The following is a 17,405-nucleotide window of genomic DNA, read 5'->3' as shown; positions in this document are numbered from 1 at the left end:
TTTGCGCATTCTACCCCTGCACAGGGGGTCCCGAGAACCGAGGTAATGGCGAATGACTATCAGTTATGTAGGTTTTTCGTCGGTTGTGCAATGCAATTGCCGCGTTTGAGAACCTTTCGCGCCCCTATCGCCGGCAAGCCAGCTCCCACAGCTGCGGCGCAGCGCCGTACCTGTGGGAGCCGGCTTGCCGGCGATAGGGCCCGTGCAGTCAGAACTGCTCGGGCGCCATGCGATAAAGGCTGGCGCTGCCGGCACGAATGCTTGCCTCCAACGCCAACCCACGCGGCAACACACGCTGGAAGTAGAACTGCGCCGCCGCAAGCTTGGCAGCATAGAACGCCGGCTCTTCATCGTGCCTGGCCTGGGCCACCGCCGCCATGCGCGCCCACATGTAGGCGTAGGCGGTCAGGCCGAACAGGTGCAGGTACTCCACCGCCACGCTGCTGACCAGGTTGGGGTCCGCCTTCACCTGCGCGCTCAACCACTCGCTGGTGGCCACTAGGCGCACCAGGCTGGCCTGCAGGGCATCGCGGTGCAGCGGCGCAGCCACGCAGAAGGCGCGCACTTCGGCGGCAAAGCCTGCCAGGGCCTGGCCGCCGTCGGCGAGCACCTTGCGCCCCAGCAGGTCGAGGGCCTGGATGCCGTTGGTGCCTTCGTAGATCTGCGCGATGCGCACATCGCGCACCCGCTGCTCCTGGCCCCATTCGCGGATGTAGCCATGGCCGCCGAACACCTGCTGGCCGAGCACGCAGCTTTCCAGGCCGTTGTCGGTGAAGAACGCCTTGGCCACCGGGGTGAGCAGGGCCACCTGGCGCTGGGCATGTTCGCGCTCGCCCGCGTCCTCGGCGTAGCGCGCCAGGTCCAGCTGCTGGCCGACGTAGGCGGCAAAGGCGCGGCCGCCTTCGGTGAGGGTGCGCATGGTCAGCAGCATGCGCCGCACGTCACCGTGGTGGATGATCGGGTCGGCGGCTTTGTCCTGCGCCTGCGGGCCGGCTGCGGCGCGGCTCTGCAGGCGTTCGTTGGCATAGCGGGCGGCGCTCTGGTACGAGGCCTCGGCGCAACCGATGCCCTGGATGCCGATGGACAGGCGTTCGTAGTTCATCATGGTGAACATCGCCGCCAGGCCCTTGTTCGGCTCGCCCACCAGGTAGCCGCTGGCGCCGTCGAAGTTCATCACGCAGGTGGCCGAGGCCTTGATGCCCATCTTGTGTTCGATCGAGCCGCAGTACGCGGCGTTGCGCGGCCCCAGGCTGCCATCGGCGGCTACCGGGTATTTGGGCACCAGGAACAGCGAGATGCCTTTGGCGCCGGCCGGGGCATCGGGCAGCTTGGCCAGCACCAGGTGGACGATGTTCTCGGTCAGGTCCTGCTCGCCGCCGGTGATGAAGATCTTGCTGCCGCTGATGCGGTAGCTGCCGTCGGCCTGGGGCTCGGCGCGGGTGCGGATCAGGCCCAGGTCGGTGCCGGCGTGGGGTTCGGTCAGGCACATGGTGCCGGCCCAGCGGCCTTCGTACAGGGGCGGCAGGTAGGTGGCCTTGAGCGCGTCGCTGGCGTGGGCGTCGATGGCCAGGCAACTGCCGGCGCTCAGCGCCGAGTACAGGCTGAAGCTGCAGTCGGCGGCGTAGAGCATTTCTTCGAACAGCACGCCGAGCATTTTCGGCATGCCCATGCCGCCGTACTCGGGGTTGCCGCCCAGGCCGACCCAGCCGCCTTCGCGGTAGGTGCGCCAGGCTTCGCGGAAACCGTCGGGGGTGGTGACGTTGCCTGCGTCGAAGTGCACGCCTTGCTCGTCGCCGTTGCGGCTGAGTGGGGCGATGAGGTTGGCGGTGACCTTGGCGGCCTCTTCGAGGATGGCGTCGGCGGTTTCGCCATCGACGCGCTCGGCCAGGGCGGGCAGGCGGGCCCACAGGGCAGGGCCCTGGAAGACCTCGTGGAGAATGAAGCGCATGCCGCGCAGGGGGGCGGTGTAGTCGGTCATGGCAGGTGGCTCGGGCAAAGGAGGTGGGGTGTCTGGGCGGGCCTCATCGCCGGCAAGCCGGCTCCCACAGGGGTGGGTTGGTGTGCCTGTGGGAGCCGGCTTGCCGGCGATGGGGGCGCTACGGATTCAGAGGGCTTTGGCGCGGTCGCGCAGCACGTACTTCTGGATCTTGCCGGTCGAGGTCTTGGGCAGTTCGCCGAACACCACGGTCTTGGGCACCTTGAACCCGGCCAGGTGTTCGCGGCACCAGCCGATGATGTCGCTCTCGCGGGTATCCTCGTGCCCCGGCTTGAGCGCGACGAAGGCGCAGGGGGTTTCGCCCCACTTTTCATCGGCGCGTGCCACCACTGCGGCTTCCAGCACGGCGCGGTGCTTGTAGAGGGCGTCTTCGACCTCGATGGTGGAGATGTTCTCGCCACCGGAAATGATGATGTCCTTGAGCCGGTCCTTGATCTCGACATAGCCGTCGGCATGCCACACCGCCAGGTCACCTGTGTGGAACCAGCCGCCACGGAAGGCCTCGGCGGTGGCTTCGGGGTTTTTCAGGTAGCCCTTCATCACCGTGTTGCCACGCATGAAGATCTCGCCCAGGGTGTTGCCGTCGCGCGCCACCGGTTCGAGGGTTTGCGGGTCGGCCACCATCAGGCCGTCGAGGGTCGGGTAGCGCACGCCCTGGCGCGACTTGATCCGCGCCCGGTCCTCCAGCGGCAGGTCCTGCCATTCATCGTGCCAGGCGCAGACCGTGACCGGGCCGTAGACCTCGGTCAGGCCGTAGGTGTGGGTGACGTGGATGCCCATTTCTTCAACGGCGCCGATCACCTTCGCCGGCGGCGCGGCGCCGGCGACCATGGCCTGCACCGGGTGCTCGATGGCCGCCTTGGCCGCCTCGGGCATGTTCACCAGGGCGTTGAGCACGATGGGCGCACCGCACAGGTGGGTGACCCGGTGCTCGCGGATCAGGGTGAGGATCTTCTGTGGGTCGACCCGGCGCAGGAACACATGGGTGCCGGCCAATGCGGTGATGGTCCAGGGGTAGCACCAGCCGTTGCAATGGAACATCGGCAGGGTCCACAGGTACACCGGGCGGTGGCCCATGGCCCAGGTCATCTGGTTGCCGATGGCATTGAGGTAGGCGCCGCGGTGATGGTAGACCACGCCCTTGGGGTTGCCGGTGGTGCCGGAGGTGTAGTTGAGGGAGATCGCCTGCCACTCGTCGTCGGGCCATTCCCAGGCAAACTCGGGGTCGCCCTCGGCGAGCAGGGCTTCATAGTCCAGGTCGCTGACGGCGCGGCCTTCGCCATATTCGGGGTCATCCACGTCGACCACCAGCGGCGGGTGTTCGAGCAGGCCCAGGGCCGCTTCGATGACCGCGTGGAACTCCCGGTCGGTGATCAGCACCTTGGCCTCGCCATGCTGCAGCATGAAGGCGATGGCTTCGGCATCCAGGCGCACGTTGAGGGTATTGAGCACGGCGCCGATCATCGGCACGCCGAAGTGCGCCTCGAGCATCGCCGGGGTATTGGGCAGCATCACCGCCACCGTGTCGCCGCGGCCGATGCCCCGCCCGGCCAGGGCACTGGCCAGGCGCCGGCAGCGCTGGTAGGTCTGGCGCCAGTCGCGGCGGATGGCGCCGTGGATCACTGCCGGGTAGTTGCCGTACACGGCAGCGGTGCGCTCGATGAAGCTCAGCGGGGTCAGGGCGACATGGTTGACGGCAGAGGGCATCAGGCCCTGGGAGAAGATCGACATGCAAAAGTCCTGTGTAGGAGGCACACGCAGCCTGTGCATGTGGCCCCCGATGGCTGATTGTTAGCTCTGTTCAGGGTGCGGGCAGCGCGCCGATTGGCCGCATGCCCCTGTCGCAGTTTTACGCGAGCCGCTATGGTAGATGGAATATCGACTATAGCAATATAGTAAAACTACTATAACAAGAGCCTTTGCCGTGGAAACCACCCCCACTGCCTTGCTTGCCAAGGACCCACAACCGAGCCTGCTGCTGGCCGCCGATGCCCGCGCGCTGGCGCTCAACCCCGCCTTGCAGGCGCTGATCCAGGGCGGCCCGCCGCTGGCCGACTGGCTGCCCAGCAATTGCCCGGCACTGGTGCGCGCCTGCCTGCGCCAGCACCGCGCGATTGCCGAGGTGGAAACCCAGGTGGGCGAGCGCATCGTGCTGTGGACGTTCATCCCCGATGACCAGGGCCAGCAGGTGCTGGCCCGCTGCCGCGAGGCCAGCGACGAGCGCCAGGCCGCCCGTGAAGCCAACCGCGCCCGGCGCCTGTATCGGCTGATCATCGAGAACACCACCGACCTGATCTCCCGGCACAGCCCCGATGGCCGCTTTCTCGATGCGTCACCAGCCGCCTACCGCCTGCTCGGCCTGTGGCCCGAGCAGCTGCGCGGCACGCCGGTGCTGGCCTTGCTGCACCCGCGCGAGCGCCGCCAGGCCCTGCGCCAGGCCGCAGCGGCGCTGGACCAGGACGGCTACCACACCATGACCTGCCGGGTACGCCATGCCAGCGGTGGCTATCGCTGGTTCGAGATCGCCAGCCGGGCGATCCGCGAAACCTACACCGGCGCGGTGGTGGAGGTGGTTGCCGTGTCGCGCGACATCACCCTGCGCATCGAAGCCCAGGAAAACCTCGCCCATAGCGCCCGCCTGGCGACCTTGGGCGAATTGGCGTCGGGCATCGCCCACGAGATCAACCAGCCGCTGGCGGCGGTGGTCAACTACGCCAATGCCAGCCAGCGCTACCTGCAAGGGCTGGAGCGCGATCCGCAGGCGCGCGAACGGGTCGCCCAGGGCTTGCAGCGCATCACCGAGCAGGCCACCCACGCCGCCGAGGTGATCCGCCGCCTGCGGGCCTTTTTGCGCAAGGGGCCGCGGCGCCTGGAGGCGGTCGACCTGGCCGAGGTGGTGGCCGAAGCCATGCGCCTGTGCGCCTGGGAGGCGGCGCGCGAGCAGGTGAGTGTCGAGCTGCGCATCGCCGGGCCGATGCCTGCGGTGTTCGCCGACCGGGTGTTGCTCGAGCAAGTGCTGCTCAACCTGCTGCGCAACGCCATCGACGCCAACCGCGAGCAGCAGGGCCAGCAGCCGTCGCGTATCCTGCTCGGCGCCGTGCGCGATGGCGACGGGGTGCTGGTGGAGGTGGCCGACCAGGGGCCGGGCGTTGCGCCGGAGCGCCTGGAGGCGATCTTCACGCCGTTCCATACCAGCAAGGCCGAAGGGCTTGGGCTGGGGTTGAGCATGAGCCGCAGCCTGATCGAGGGCTTTGGCGGCAGCTTGTGGGCGCGTGCAGGTGAAACCGGTGGGCTGGTGCTGTGCTGCCGGCTGGCAGTGAGCAGGGGATAAGGAGAAGGCAGGGTGCAAGCGAAGGTTTATGTGGTCGATGACGACCAGGGCATGCGCGATTCGACGGTGTGGCTGCTGGAGTCGGTGGGGCTTGAGGCCTTGGCGTTCGGCAGTGGCCAGGCGTTTCTCGAAGCCTGTACCGATGACGGGCCGGCCTGTGTGCTGCTGGATGTGCGCATGCCGGGGCTGGGCGGCTTGGCGGTGCAGCAGGCGATGCGCGAGCGCGGCTTGGCGATCCCGGTGATTTTCGTCAGCGGCCACGCCGATGTGCCGATCGTGGTGCGGGCGTTCAAGGCCGGGGCCTGCGATTTCATCGAGAAGCCGTACAACGACCAGTTGCTGCTCGACAGCGTGCAGGCGGCGCTGGAGCGGGCAGGGCAGGCGCGCAGGGGCGACCAGGCGCTGGCGCAGGTGCAGGCGCGGATCGACGGGCTGACGCCGCGCGAGCGGGATGTGTTCGTGCCGTTGGCGCAGGGGTTGAACAACCGGGAGATTGCCGAGTGCTTGGGGGTCAGTGTGAAGACCGTGGATCTGTACCGGGGGCGGGTGATGAAGCGGTTGCAGGCCGAGAGTTTGGCGGAGCTGGTAGGCATGGCCATTGCCTGCGGCGCGGTGGAGGCGCTGAGGCGTTGATGCTCGGTGTGGGAGCCGGCTTGCCGGCGATGGGGCCGGGGCAGGCCGATAGCCGGCTGTGGGCCTATCGCCGGCAAGCCGGCTCCCACAGGGGCAAGTGCTGAGGGCTGCTGGGTTCTCTTTGCATGAAATTTTAGTTAGCCCACTAATCAAGGCTTTGACATTCACTGCCTAGGCAGTAATATTTTTAAACAATTGCCCGAGCCCACCGCCGATGTCCCATTTCACCCCGGAAAACTTCCAGACCTGCGCCATCGGCATGCTGCTGGGCCGGGCGGCGATCCTCAAGGACCGCATTCTCGACTGGCACCTCGAATCAGAGGGCGTCACCGCCGCGCAGTTCAAGGTGTTGATCATCGTCACCCAGTACCAGGTGGACACCCCGGCCGAGCTGTGCCGCTACCTGGGCCTGGACAGCGGTTCGATGACCCGCATGCTCGACCGCCTCGAGCACAAGGGCCTGATCCTGCGCAACCGCTGCGCCGATGACCGCCGCCAGGTGCGCCTGGCATTGACCGCCGACGGCCAGCGCCTGGCCGACCGCTTGCCGGAGATCGGCGCGGCGGCGATGAACGAACTGGTCGGCGTGCTGCAGCCTGACGAACTCAAGGCCCTCGAAGGCTTGCTGACCAAGGTCCTGCTCGGTGCCGGCGACCCCCTGACGACACGCCGCTTCGGCGACCGTTGAACCCTGTTACGCATATTCACTAGGTACTCCCCATGGCCACTCCCGCAGACACCTCCACTCCCCCCGAAGCACCGCAGCCTTCGCGCAAGCGCAAGGTCTGGCTGCTCGGCCTGCTGCTGCTGGTGCTGCTCGGCGGCGCAGGCACCTGGGCCTGGTACAGCCTGGTCGGGCGCTGGCACGAGAGCACCGACGACGCCTACGTCAACGGCAACGTGGTGGAAATCACCCCGCTGGTGACCGGCACCGTCACCAGCATCGGCGCCGACGACGGTGACCTGGTGCATGCAGGCCAAGTGCTGCTGCAGTTCGACCCCTCCGACAGCGAAGTCGCCCTGCAGTCGGCCGAAGCCAAGCTTGCGCGCACCGTGCGCCAGGTACGTGGCTTGTACAGCAACGTCGATTCGCTCAAGGCCCAGCTGGAAACCCGCCAGGCCGAGCTGCAGAAGGCCCAGCAGAACTACAACCGGCGCAAGGTGCTGGCCGACAGCGGCGCGATCGCTGCCGAGGAAATCTCCCATTCGCGCGATGACCTGACCGTGGCCCAGGCCGCCGTCAACAGCGCCCGCCAGCAACTGAACACCAGCAGCGCACTGGTCGACGACACCGTGGTGTCCTCGCACCCCGAGGTCATGGCGGCGGCGGCCGACTTGCGCCAGGCCTACCTCGACCACGCCCGCACCACCCTGGTGGCGCCGGTCACAGGCTACGTGGCCAAGCGCACCGTGCAGCTTGGCCAGCGCCTGCAGCCGGGTACCGCGACCATGGCGGTGATCCCCCTGGACGAGGTGTGGATCGACGCCAACTTCAAGGAAACCCAGCTGCGCAACATGCGCATCGGCCAGCCGGTGGACGTCACCGCCGACCTGTATGGCGGCGAGGTCAAGTACAGCGGCACGGTCGACAGCCTGGGCGCCGGTACCGGCAGCGCGTTCGCCCTGTTGCCGGCACAGAACGCCACCGGCAACTGGATCAAGATCGTCCAGCGCGTGCCCGTGCGCATCCACCTGAGCCCCGACCAGCTCAAGGACCACCCGCTGCGCATCGGCCTGTCCACCGTGGTCGAGGTCGACCTGCACGACCAGAGCGGCCCGACCCTGGCCCAGCAACCGCCGCAGCAGGCCAGCTACAGCACCCAGGTGTATGACCGCCAGCTGGGCGAGGCTGACCAGCTGATCGCCCGGCTGATCCACGAAAACAGCGCCACCGGCAAGACGGCCCAGCGATGAGCGACAACGCCCCGGCCCAGTTCACCCCGCCGAGCCTGTTGCTGACCACCATCGGCCTGTCGCTGGCGACCTTCATGCAGGTGCTCGACACCACCATCGCCAACGTGGCGTTGCCGACCATTTCCGGCAACCTGGGGGTGAGCTACGAGCAGGGCACCTGGGTCATCACCTCGTTCGCGGTGAGCAACGCCATCGCCTTGCCGCTGACCGGCTGGCTCAGCCGCCGTTTTGGCGAGGTGAAGCTGTTCATCTGGGCCACGCTGCTGTTCGTGCTGGCGTCCTTCCTCTGCGGCATCGCCCAGTCGATGCCGGAGCTGGTGGGCTTTCGCGTGCTGCAGGGGGTGGTGGCCGGGCCGCTGTACCCGATGACCCAGACCCTGCTGATTGCCGTCTACCCGCCGGCCAAGCGCGGCATGGCCCTGGCGTTGCTGGCGATGGTCACGGTGGTGGCGCCGATCGCCGGGCCCATCCTCGGCGGCTGGATCACCGACAGCTACAGCTGGCCGTGGATCTTCTTCATCAACGTGCCCATCGGCCTGTTCGCCGCCGCCGTGGTGCGCCAGCAGATGCGCACGCGGCCGGTGGTCACCAGCCGCCAGCCGATGGACTACATCGGCCTGCTGACCCTGATCGTCGGTGTCGGTGCCTTGCAGGTGGTGCTCGACAAGGGCAACGACCTGGACTGGTTCGAGTCGTCGTTCATCATTGTCGGCAGCCTGATTTCGGTGGTGTTCCTGGCCATCTTCATCATCTGGGAGCTCACCGACCGGCACCCGGTGGTCAACCTGCGGTTGTTCGTGCACCGCAATTTCCGCATCGGCACGATGGTGCTGGTGGGGGGCTACGCGGGGTTCTTCGGCATCAACCTGATCCTGCCGCAGTGGCTGCAGACGCAGATGGGCTACACCGCCACCTGGGCGGGGCTGGCCGTGGCACCGATCGGCCTGTTGCCGGTGATCATGTCGCCGTTCGTGGGCAAGTACGCGCACCGCTTCGACTTGCGGGTACTGGCGGGGCTGGCGTTCCTGGCGATTGGCGGCAGCTGCTACATGCGCGCCGGCTTCACCAGCGAGGTGGACTTCCAGCACATTGCCCTGGTGCAGTTGTTCATGGGCATTGGCGTGGCGCTGTTCTTCATGCCGACCTTGAGCATCCTGCTGTCGGACCTGCCGCCGCAGCAGATTGCCGACGGCTCGGGGCTGGCAACCTTCCTGCGCACCCTGGGCGGCAGCTTTGCCGCGTCGCTGACGACGTGGATCTGGATCCGCCGCGCCGACCAGCACCATGCCTACCTGAGCGAGCACATCAGTGAGTTCGAGCCGGCCACGCGGCACACGCTGGAGCACATGGGCGGGGCCAGCCCGCAGAGTTACGCGCAGCTCGAGCAGATACTCAACGGGCAGGCCTACATGATGTCGACGGTGGATTACTTCACCTTGATGACCTGGGTGTTCGCGGGGTTGATCCTGCTGGTGTGGCTGGCCAAGCCACCCTTTACCGCCAAGGCAGGGCCGGCGTCGGCGGGGCACTGAAACGCGGCTTTTCGTGTGGGATCGTGCGCTTCCAAAGGTATGGCTTTTCGCCTATTGTCGAGGCTCCTTTCCTACACGATTGGCAGTTTCATGGAGAAAGTCATCGTCATCACCGGCGCCAGCCGTGGCATCGGCGCCGCCACCGCGTTGCAGGCCGCCCAGCAGGGCTACCGCATCTGCATCAACTACCACGCCGACGACCAGGCCGCCGAACACCTGCTGGCCCAGGTGCGTGCACTGGGCGCCGAGGCCATCTGCGTGCGTGCCGATGCCAGTGTCGAGGACGAGGTGATCCAGCTGTTCCACCGCGTCGACCACGAACTCGGCCCGGTCACCGCGCTGGTCAACAACGCCGGCACCATCGGCCAGCAGAGCCGCGTCGAGGACATGTCGGAGTTTCGCCTGCTCAAGGTGATGAAGACCAACGTCGTCGGCCCGATGCTGTGCGCCAAGCACGCCTTGCTGCGCATGTCACGCCGGCATGGCGGCCAGGGCGGGGCGATCGTCAATGTGTCGTCGGTCGCCGCCCGCCTGGGCTCGCCCAACGAATATGTCGACTACGCCGCCTCCAAGGGTGCGCTGGACACCTTCACCCTGGGCCTGGCCAAGGAAGTCGCGGGGGAGGGCGTGCGGGTCAACGGTGTGCGCCCGGGCTATATCCATACCGGCTTCCACGCGCTGTCCGGTGACGCCGACCGGGTGAGCAAGCTTGAAGCCGGCTTGCCCATGGGCCGCGGTGGCCAGCCCGAAGAAGTGGCCGAGGCGATTCTCTGGCTGCTGTCGGAGAAGGCGTCCTATTCCACCGGCAGCTTCCTCGACCTGGGCGGCGGGCGCTGACGCAGGCGGCTCAGGGCAACTGGCCGTCCAGCAACTGCTGCACGCGTTCGGCCAGGTCTTGCAGCTCGAATGGCTTGGTCAGCACGCTGGTACCTTGCAGCAATTGCCCGTCGTTGAGCGCGGCAGTTTCATCGTAGCCGGTGATGAACAGCACCTTGAGGTCGGGGTGCTGTTGCCGGCAACGTTCGGCCAGCTCGCGGCCATTGAGCCCACCGGGCAGGCCGATGTCGCTGAGCAGCAGGTCCGGGCGCTCGGCATGCTGCAGGTGGGCCAGCGCGGCCGGGCCGTTCTCGAAGGCCTCGACCTGGTAACCCAGCTCTTCCAGCACATCGCCAACGATCATGCGCAGCGCGGCCTGGTCCTCTACCAGCACAATGCGTTGCCCACCTGCACGCGGCTCATGGCGCGCCTGTTGCAGCGCAGCCGCTGACGCAGGCGCCTCAGGTTGTGCGTGCTGATGATGGCGCGGCAGGTACAGCTCTACGCGGGTACCGCTGCCTGGCGTCGACAGCAGGCGCAATTGGCCACCTGACTGGCGCACGAAGCCGTAGGTCATCGACAGCCCCAGGCCGGTGCCCTGGCCCATGGGCTTGGTCGAGAAGAACGGGTCCAGCGCCCGCGCGGCGATGTCTGCGCTCATGCCTCGGCCATTGTCCACCACGCTCAGGCGCAGGTAGTCGCCGACCGGCAGTTCCAGTAGCCGCGCCTGCTCGCCTTCGAGGCTGATGTTTTCGCCGAGGATGTCGATCACACCGCCCGCCGGCAGCGCATCGCGGGCATTGATGCACAGGTTGAGCAGCGCGCTTTCCAGTTGCGGCGGGTCGATGAAGGTCGGCCACAAGGCACTGTCGAAGTGGCTGCGCAGGCTGATGGCCGGGCCAATGGTGCGGCGCAGCAGCTCCTCCATGCCGGTGACCAGTGCCATGACCTGGGTGGCCGTGGGTTGCAAGGTCTGCTGGCGGGAGAAGGCCAGCAGCCGATGCACCAGCGAAGAGGCCCGTTGCGCGGATCTGTTGGACAGCTCCAGCAACGGCACCAGTTCGTCGTGGCGCTTTTGCTGCAGGCGTTGCTGCATCAGCTCCTGGGCATTGAGGATGCTGCCCAGCAGGTTGTTGAAGTCGTGGGCGATACCGCCGCTGAGCTGGCCGACGGCTTCCATCTTCTGCGCCTGGCGCAGCGCTTGCTCGGCCTTGGCCAGGCGCTGCTGTTCCTTGACCCGATCACTGATCTCGTAGGCGAACAGGTAGGCGCCTTGCACACTGCCGTCCTGGTCGCGCAGGGCATTGAAGCGCAGTTCGTAATGGCGCCGGTCGTGCTCCGGGCCGAAGGCGGCGATCTCGATGAAGCGCTCGCCGTTCAGTGCACGGCGCCAGAAGGCCAGGGCCTGCTGGGAGTCGGCTGCGGCGTTGTCCATCAGGCTCGGCATGTACTCGCCCACTTCCGGCGTGTGGCCATAGAGCATGTGGAAGTCCTGCTTGGCCTGGCGGTTGACCGCCAGCCAGCGCATGCCGTTGTCGATCACATGGACGTTGACCACCGACTGCTCGACCAGCTCGGCGAACAGGCGGCGCTCGGCCAGCGCCGCGCTGACCCGTTGTTCGAGCTCCTCGTTGAGCTGTTGCAAGGCCTGTTCGGCCATGCGCCGCGCGGTCACATCCTTGAACAGCACCGCCACCTGGCGCCGCTCGGGCGGCTCGACGCGAAACGTGGTCACCGACAGCACGTGGCCGGTGGCGACCAATTCCTGCTCGAACTGCAATGGCTGGCCGGTGCGCAGCACCTCGCCGTAGCGTTGCACCCAGACATCGGCCTCGTCGGCCACCATCTCGCGCAGCTTCTTGCCGATTACGTTGGGAATGCCGGCGTGCTTGGCGTAAGCGGCGTTGGCCAGCACGTGCACGTAATCGCTGAGCGGGCCGTGGGGGCCATCGAAGAACTCGATGATGCAGAAGCCTTCGTCCATGGTGTCGAACAGAAAGCGGTAGATGTTCTGGTCCTGGTCCTGGCGCTGTACCAGGCGGGCCTCCAGTTGCGCGTTGCGCTGCTGGAGTGCTGCGATTTGCTGTTGCAGGGCGAGTGGATCGCGCGATGGCATGCCGACTTCCGACAGAAAACTGACTGGCAATGACTTTAGCCTGCCCTGGTGCCAGGTGCATAGCGGCTTACCGGGTGTTGCGCAGGTTTTCCAGCAGGCGGTCGACGTGCTGCTTGAGCACGGCCAGGGCAAAGGGTTTGTAGAGCAAGTCGGTGCGGCCATTGGGCCAGGTCTTGGTCTTGCCCTTCCATTCGCTGTAGCCGGTGATGAACAGCACCGCCACTTCGCCGGGCGAGCTCAGGCAGGTGGTGGCCAGCTGATGGCCATCGACGCCGCCGGGCAGGCCGACGTCGGTAATCAGCAGGTCAGGTTGCAGCCCGCCGCGCAGGGCATTGAGCGCCGTTTGGCCATCGGCGAAGGCGTGCACTTCGTGGCCGCTGTCCTCGAGCACTTCGCCGATCAGCAGGCGCAGGGTGTCCTGGTCTTCCACCAGCATCACCCGATGGCGGCTTGGCGCGCGGGTGGGGGCCACTATCGGGCGCGCCGCTGCCGCGACCAGGGCGTCGTAATCCCTGGGCAGGTACAGGGCGACCCGGGTGCCTTGCCCCGGTGTGCTGGTGATGCGCAGCTGGCCGCCGGACTGGCGAACGAAGCCGTAGACGATCGACAGCCCCAGCCCGGACCCCTGGCCCAGTGGTTTGGTGGTGAAAAATGGCTCGAGTGCACGTTGCGCCACCTGCTCGGTCATGCCCGCGCCAGTGTCGCTGACGGTGATCCGCAGGTACTGGCCGGGTGCAAGCTCCAGGGCGAGCGCCTGCTCCTCGTCGAGCGGGGCGTTTTCGCAGCCGATGCGCAGCGAGCCGCCCAAGAGCATGGCGTCGCGGGCATTCAGGCAGAGGTTGAGCAAGGCGTTTTCCAGCTGTGGCGGGTCGATGCGCACCAGCCATTGGCCGGGCAGGGTTTCGTCGCTGAAGCTGATGTGCGAGGCGAGCGAGCTGTTGATCAGGTCGCGCATGCCTTCTACCAGCAGATGCACGTCCACGGCCTGCGGCACCAGCTTCTGCTGGCGGGCGAAAGCCAGCAGGCGCTGAACCAGCGTAGCGGCGCGCTCGGTGTTGTGCCGCGCGGTGGTGAGCAGGCGCTGGCTGTCGGCCAGGCGATGTTCGCTTTGCCGCTGCTCGGCTATTTCCAGTGCGGCGAGAATGCCGCCCAAGAGGTTGTTGAAGTCGTGGGCGATGCCACCGGTCAGTTGCCCGACCGCTTCCATTTTCTGCGATTGGCGCAAGGCTTCTTCGGTTTCCCGCAGGCGCTTCTGCTCGACCACCCGCTCGGTGATGTCATAGGCGAACAGGTAGCCGCCCTGGACCTGCTGTTGCGCATCGCGCAGCGGGGTGTAGCGCACCTCGTAGTGGCGTTGCAGGTCGGCCGGGCCCAGGCTGATGACATCGACGAACGCTTCGCCGGCCAGCACCCTTGGCCATACCGGTTCGAGTTGGCGGGAGATGTCCGCTTGCCCGGCCAGAAACTGCGGGATGTGGTCGCCAACCTTGGGTGCGAAGCCGCGGTAGCGCTTGAAGGTTTCCTGCGCGGTGCGGTTGATGGCCAGCAGGCGCAGGCTGCGGTCGGCGGCGAACACATTGGCCACGCTGTGATCGACCAGCTCGCCCAGCAGCTTGCTGTTGGCCTGGGCCTGGTCGACGCGTTGCGCGCATTGCGCTTCAAGTTCGGCAACCTTCGCCTGAAGCTGCTCGATGCTGAGGGCGGGCTGATCCTGCGCCATGGGAACGCTCCGGTTTTGCGGGTCGTTCGAATATAGCCGCTGGGCTGGCTGTTTGCCTTCAGAAGGAGCGAATGATGCGCCCCAAGGTTTCCATCGCGCTTTCGGCCGTGGCATTCCAGGGGCTGCCGTAGTTCAGGCGGATGCAATTGCCAAAGCGCCGGGTGGGCGAGAAGATCGGCCCCGGGGCGATGCTGATGCCTTGGGCCAGGGCCATGTGGAACAGTTTCAGGGCATCCATCTGCTCGGGCAGCTCCAGCCACAGGAAGTAGCCGCCGGCCGGCTGGCTGACCCGGGTCTGCGCGGGAAAGTGCCGGGCGATGGCGGCGAGCATGTTGGCCTGCTGGCCTTCCAGGGCGTAGCGCAGCTTGCGCAGGTGGCGGTCGTAGCCGCCGTGCTGCAGGTAGTCGGCGATGGCCGCCTGGGCGGGCATCGAGGCGCACAGCGAGGTCATCAGCTTGAGCCGCTCGATCTTCTGCGCAAAGCGCCCGGCCGCCACCCAGCCAATGCGGTAGCCCGGCGCCAGGCTCTTGGCGAACGAGCCGCAGTGCATCACCAGGCCCTGGGTGTCGAAGGCCTTGGCCGGCTTGGGCGCCTGCTGCGAGTAGTACAGCTCGGCATACACATCGTCTTCGATCAGCGGCACCTGGTGGCGGCGCAGCAGTTCGACCAGCGCCTGCTTCTTCGCCTCGGGCATGCTCGCGCCCACCGGGTTCTGGAAGTTGGTCATGCACCACACGGCCTTGACCGGGTGCTTGTCCAGGGTCTGGGCCAGCACCGCCAGGTCCATGCCTTCGCGCGGCTGCACGGGGATTTCCACCGCCTTGAGCTTGAGCCGTTCGAGCACCTGCAGGCAGGCATAGAAGACCGGCGCCTCGATGGCCACCAGGTCACCCGGCTCGGTCACCGCCTGCAGGCACAGGTTCAAGGCCTCCAGCGCGCCGTTGGTGATCAGCAGTTCTTCCATCGGCAGCATCAGCCCGCCGACCATGTAGCGCAGGGCGATCTGCCGGCGCAGTTGCGGGTTGCCGGGCGACAGGTCGGTGACCACCATGCGCGGGTCCATGGCCCGGCTGGCACTGGCCAGCGAACGCGACAGGCGCTGCAGCGGGAACAGTTCGGGGCTGGGGAAGGCCGAGCCGAAGGGCACGGTGCTCGGGTCCTTGATCGATTCGAGGATGGAAAACACCAGCGCGCTGACATCCACGTCGGTCGATTCGCTCTGCGGCTCCAGCGCCTGGGGTTCGCTGAACGGCAGCGGGGCATGGGCGTTGACGAAGTAGCCCGAACGCGGCCGGGCGCGGATCAGCCCGCGGCGCTCGAGCAGGTAGTAGGCCTGGAACACCGTCGAGGGGCTGACGCCGTGGGTCTGGCTGGCATAGCGCACCGAAGGCACGCGCTGGCCGGGGCCGAGCACCCCGGAGCGGATCAGTTCGGCAATGTCGTCGGCGAAGCGTTCGTAGCGTTTCATGGGGGCTCGGCAGGCAAGGTGAACGTTGAGTGTAAGGGATCAGCGGTTGATCGGCGCCACGAAGCGGCTGTGGGCCACGCTGCGCACCTCGGGTTGGTCGCTGTCCTGGATTTCGAAGGCCAGCTCCTGCGAGCTGCTGCTCGGGCGGTCGGCCAGCAGGGCCACCGATACCGGCAGCTCGGCCATCTCGCCGGCGGGCACGATCAGCTCGGTGCGCCCTTGCAGGGCAAAGCCTTCGGCATCCAGCAGGCGCAGGTGGTAGCGCTGGGTCTGTTCGGTCTTGTTGATGACCTTGAGCAGGTAGATGTTCTCGATCTGGCCCTGGGCATTTTCGCGGAACAGGCCGCGGTCCTTGATCACGTCCAGCGACACCATCGGGCGCAGCTGCAAGGCCAGCACCAGCGCCGCGATCATCACCAGCAGCGCGGCGGCATAGCCCAGCAGGCGCGGGCGCAGCCAGTGGGTGGTGCCGCCTTGCAGGCTGTGCTCGGACTTGTAGCCGATCAGGCCGCTGGCATAACCCATCTTGGCCATGACGTTGTCGCAGGCGTCGATGCAGGCCGCGCAGCCGATGCAGGCCATCTGCAGGCCGTCGCGGATGTCGATGCCGGTGGGGCAGACCTGCACGCACAGGGTGCAGTCGATGCAGTCGCCCAGGCCCTGGGCGCGGGCATCGCTGCCTTTCTTGCGCGCGCCGCGTGTTTCGCCGCGGCGCGGGTCGTAGGCCACGGCCAGGGTGTCCTTGTCGAACATCACGCTCTGAAAGCGCGCATAGGGGCACATGTGCAGGCACACCGCTTCGCGCAGCCAGCCGGCGTTGATGTAGGTGGCGGCGGTGAAGAACAGCACCCAGAACAGCGCCACGCCACCCAGCTGCAGGGTGAACAGCTCCTGGGCCAGGGGGCGGATCGGGGTGAAGTAGCCGACGAAGGTCAGCCCGGTGAGCACGCCGATGGCCAGCCACAGGCCGTGCTTGAGCGTGCGCCGGGCCAGCTTGCCGAGGCTCCAGGGCGCGGCGGCGAGCTTGATGCGCTGGTTGCGGTCGCCTTCGGTGACCTTTTCGCACCACATGAACAGCCAGGTCCACACGCTTTGCGGGCAGCTGTAGCCGCACCACACGCGGCCGGCGTAGACGGTGATGGCGAACAGGCCGAAGGCGGCGATGATCAGCAGCGCCGACAGGAGGATGAAATCCTGCGGCCAGAAGGTGCTGGCAAAGATGTGGAACTTGCTGCTGGACAAGTCCCACAGCACGGCCTGGCGGCCGTTCCAGTCGAGCCAGGCGGTGCCGAAGAACAACACGAACAGCGCCCCGGCAAAGCCGATGCGCAGGTTGCGATACAGGCCGGTGAAGCTGCGGGTATGGATGCCGCTGACGCTCGGGCGCTTGCCAGCGATCTGGATGACGTCGATTTTCTCGTACATGGCTACGGTGCTCATCAGGCCTCTATCAGGCCAGAGCACTATGGCCCCCAAGCTGTTTTCAGCACAGGCTCAGGTTGCGCGATTAAAACCGTATCAGATGGCCAGCGATGGCCGCTGAACCCTTAAATCACGGAGCCTGGAACGCTGGCCTTCAGATGCCTGCGGCTATCCACCGCACCGGCCACGGTGAGCGCATCGGCCTCGGCTTCGGTGATCGGCACGCGGTGGCCAGCCAGCAGTGCCACGGACATGTGCAGCTGCTCATCGGTGACGATTTCGATGTCCGGGCCCTGGCCTTCGATGCGCAGGTCCTGGCCGATGAGGGTGCAGCGCTGGGTGCTTTGTTCGATTTCGACGGGCATGGGGCGGTCCTCCGGGGTGCGGTTACAGGTAGGACTGCGGGCGTTGGCAGGTTGCTGCATCGATCCGCCAGGCGGGCACTTTGTTGCCCTCC

At 66.9% G+C, this 17,405-nt stretch carries 13 protein-coding genes; 6 read left to right on the top strand and 7 right to left on the bottom strand.

Going from position 1 to position 17,405, the window contains the following annotated elements; all coding sequences use genetic code 11:
• Window positions 1-208: 208 nt before the first annotated feature.
• Together B3E94_RS20995 and B3E94_RS20990 are read right to left on the bottom strand one after the other, a co-directional pair.
• Window positions 209-1,978 (bottom strand): acyl-CoA dehydrogenase C-terminal domain-containing protein, encoded by a 1,770-nt coding sequence (locus B3E94_RS20995; protein WP_286915020.1) that lies wholly within the window; start codon window positions 1,976-1,978, stop codon window positions 209-211.
• Between the two features lie 126 nt (window positions 1,979-2,104).
• Complete coding sequence (locus B3E94_RS20990) at window positions 2,105-3,727, bottom strand: acyl-CoA synthetase (protein WP_286915019.1); 1,623 nt, start codon at window positions 3,725-3,727, stop codon at window positions 2,105-2,107.
• Window positions 3,728-3,920: 193 nt separating this feature from the next.
• Between B3E94_RS20990 and B3E94_RS20985 the strand changes: the two genes are divergently transcribed.
• The 6 genes from B3E94_RS20985 to B3E94_RS20960 all read left to right on the top strand — a co-directional run bounded on the left by B3E94_RS20985 (window position 3,921) and on the right by B3E94_RS20960 (window position 10,243).
• Window positions 3,921-5,327 (top strand): sensor histidine kinase, encoded by a 1,407-nt coding sequence (locus B3E94_RS20985; protein WP_286915017.1) that lies wholly within the window; start codon window positions 3,921-3,923, stop codon window positions 5,325-5,327.
• Between the two features lie 12 nt (window positions 5,328-5,339).
• Window positions 5,340-5,960 (top strand): response regulator transcription factor, encoded by a 621-nt coding sequence (locus B3E94_RS20980; RefSeq protein WP_286915015.1) that lies wholly within the window; start codon window positions 5,340-5,342, stop codon window positions 5,958-5,960.
• Between the two features lie 214 nt (window positions 5,961-6,174).
• Window positions 6,175-6,648: a MarR family winged helix-turn-helix transcriptional regulator gene (locus B3E94_RS20975; RefSeq protein ID WP_286915014.1), complete on the top strand. Its 474-nt coding sequence runs from the start codon at window positions 6,175-6,177 to the stop codon at window positions 6,646-6,648.
• A 32-nt stretch (window positions 6,649-6,680) separates the two neighbouring features.
• Window positions 6,681-7,874 carry an HlyD family secretion protein gene (locus B3E94_RS20970; RefSeq protein WP_176517315.1) on the top strand — a complete coding sequence of 398 codons (1,194 nt, stop codon included), beginning with the start codon at window positions 6,681-6,683 and terminating at the stop codon, window positions 7,872-7,874.
• The gene (locus tag B3E94_RS20965; protein WP_176517314.1) at window positions 7,871-9,406 is read left to right on the top strand and encodes a DHA2 family efflux MFS transporter permease subunit; all 1,536 of its coding nucleotides are present in this window, start codon (window positions 7,871-7,873) and stop codon (window positions 9,404-9,406) included. The genes B3E94_RS20970 and B3E94_RS20965 overlap by 4 nt, the downstream gene beginning before the upstream one ends.
• 90 nt (window positions 9,407-9,496) lie before the next feature.
• Window positions 9,497-10,243 (top strand): SDR family oxidoreductase, encoded by a 747-nt coding sequence (locus B3E94_RS20960; protein ID WP_286915011.1) that lies wholly within the window; start codon window positions 9,497-9,499, stop codon window positions 10,241-10,243.
• A 10-nt stretch (window positions 10,244-10,253) separates the two neighbouring features.
• On the opposite strand, the gene B3E94_RS20955 is transcribed toward B3E94_RS20960, so the two are convergent.
• The 5 genes from B3E94_RS20955 to B3E94_RS20935 form a co-directional block, all read right to left on the bottom strand.
• Window positions 10,254-12,338 (bottom strand): PAS domain-containing protein, encoded by a 2,085-nt coding sequence (locus B3E94_RS20955; protein WP_286915010.1) that lies wholly within the window; start codon window positions 12,336-12,338, stop codon window positions 10,254-10,256.
• Between the two features lie 67 nt (window positions 12,339-12,405).
• Entirely contained in the window at window positions 12,406-14,058 is a 1,653-nt protein-coding gene (locus B3E94_RS20950) for a PAS domain-containing sensor histidine kinase (protein ID WP_286915009.1), read from the bottom strand.
• Between the two features lie 58 nt (window positions 14,059-14,116).
• Window positions 14,117-15,526 carry a GntR family transcriptional regulator MpaR gene (mapR, locus tag B3E94_RS20945; protein WP_286915007.1) on the bottom strand — a complete coding sequence of 470 codons (1,410 nt, stop codon included), beginning with the start codon at window positions 15,524-15,526 and terminating at the stop codon, window positions 14,117-14,119.
• Window positions 15,527-15,565: 39 nt separating this feature from the next.
• Window positions 15,566-16,951, bottom strand: coding sequence for a cytochrome c oxidase accessory protein CcoG (ccoG, locus tag B3E94_RS20940; RefSeq protein WP_286915071.1), 1,386 nt, complete (start codon window positions 16,949-16,951; stop codon window positions 15,566-15,568).
• 122 nt (window positions 16,952-17,073) lie between these two features.
• The gene (locus B3E94_RS20935) at window positions 17,074-17,313 is read right to left on the bottom strand and encodes a DUF3203 family protein (protein WP_286915006.1); all 240 of its coding nucleotides are present in this window, start codon (window positions 17,311-17,313) and stop codon (window positions 17,074-17,076) included.
• Window positions 17,314-17,405: the final 92 nt, after the last annotated feature.

Source organism: Pseudomonas sp. UBA6315, from assembly GCF_002438125.1.
Lineage (GTDB): Bacteria > Pseudomonadota > Gammaproteobacteria > Pseudomonadales > Pseudomonadaceae > Aquipseudomonas > Aquipseudomonas faucium.
Note: the sequence above shows the minus strand (reverse complement) of the source record. Positions and strands in the feature narration are given on the sequence as shown.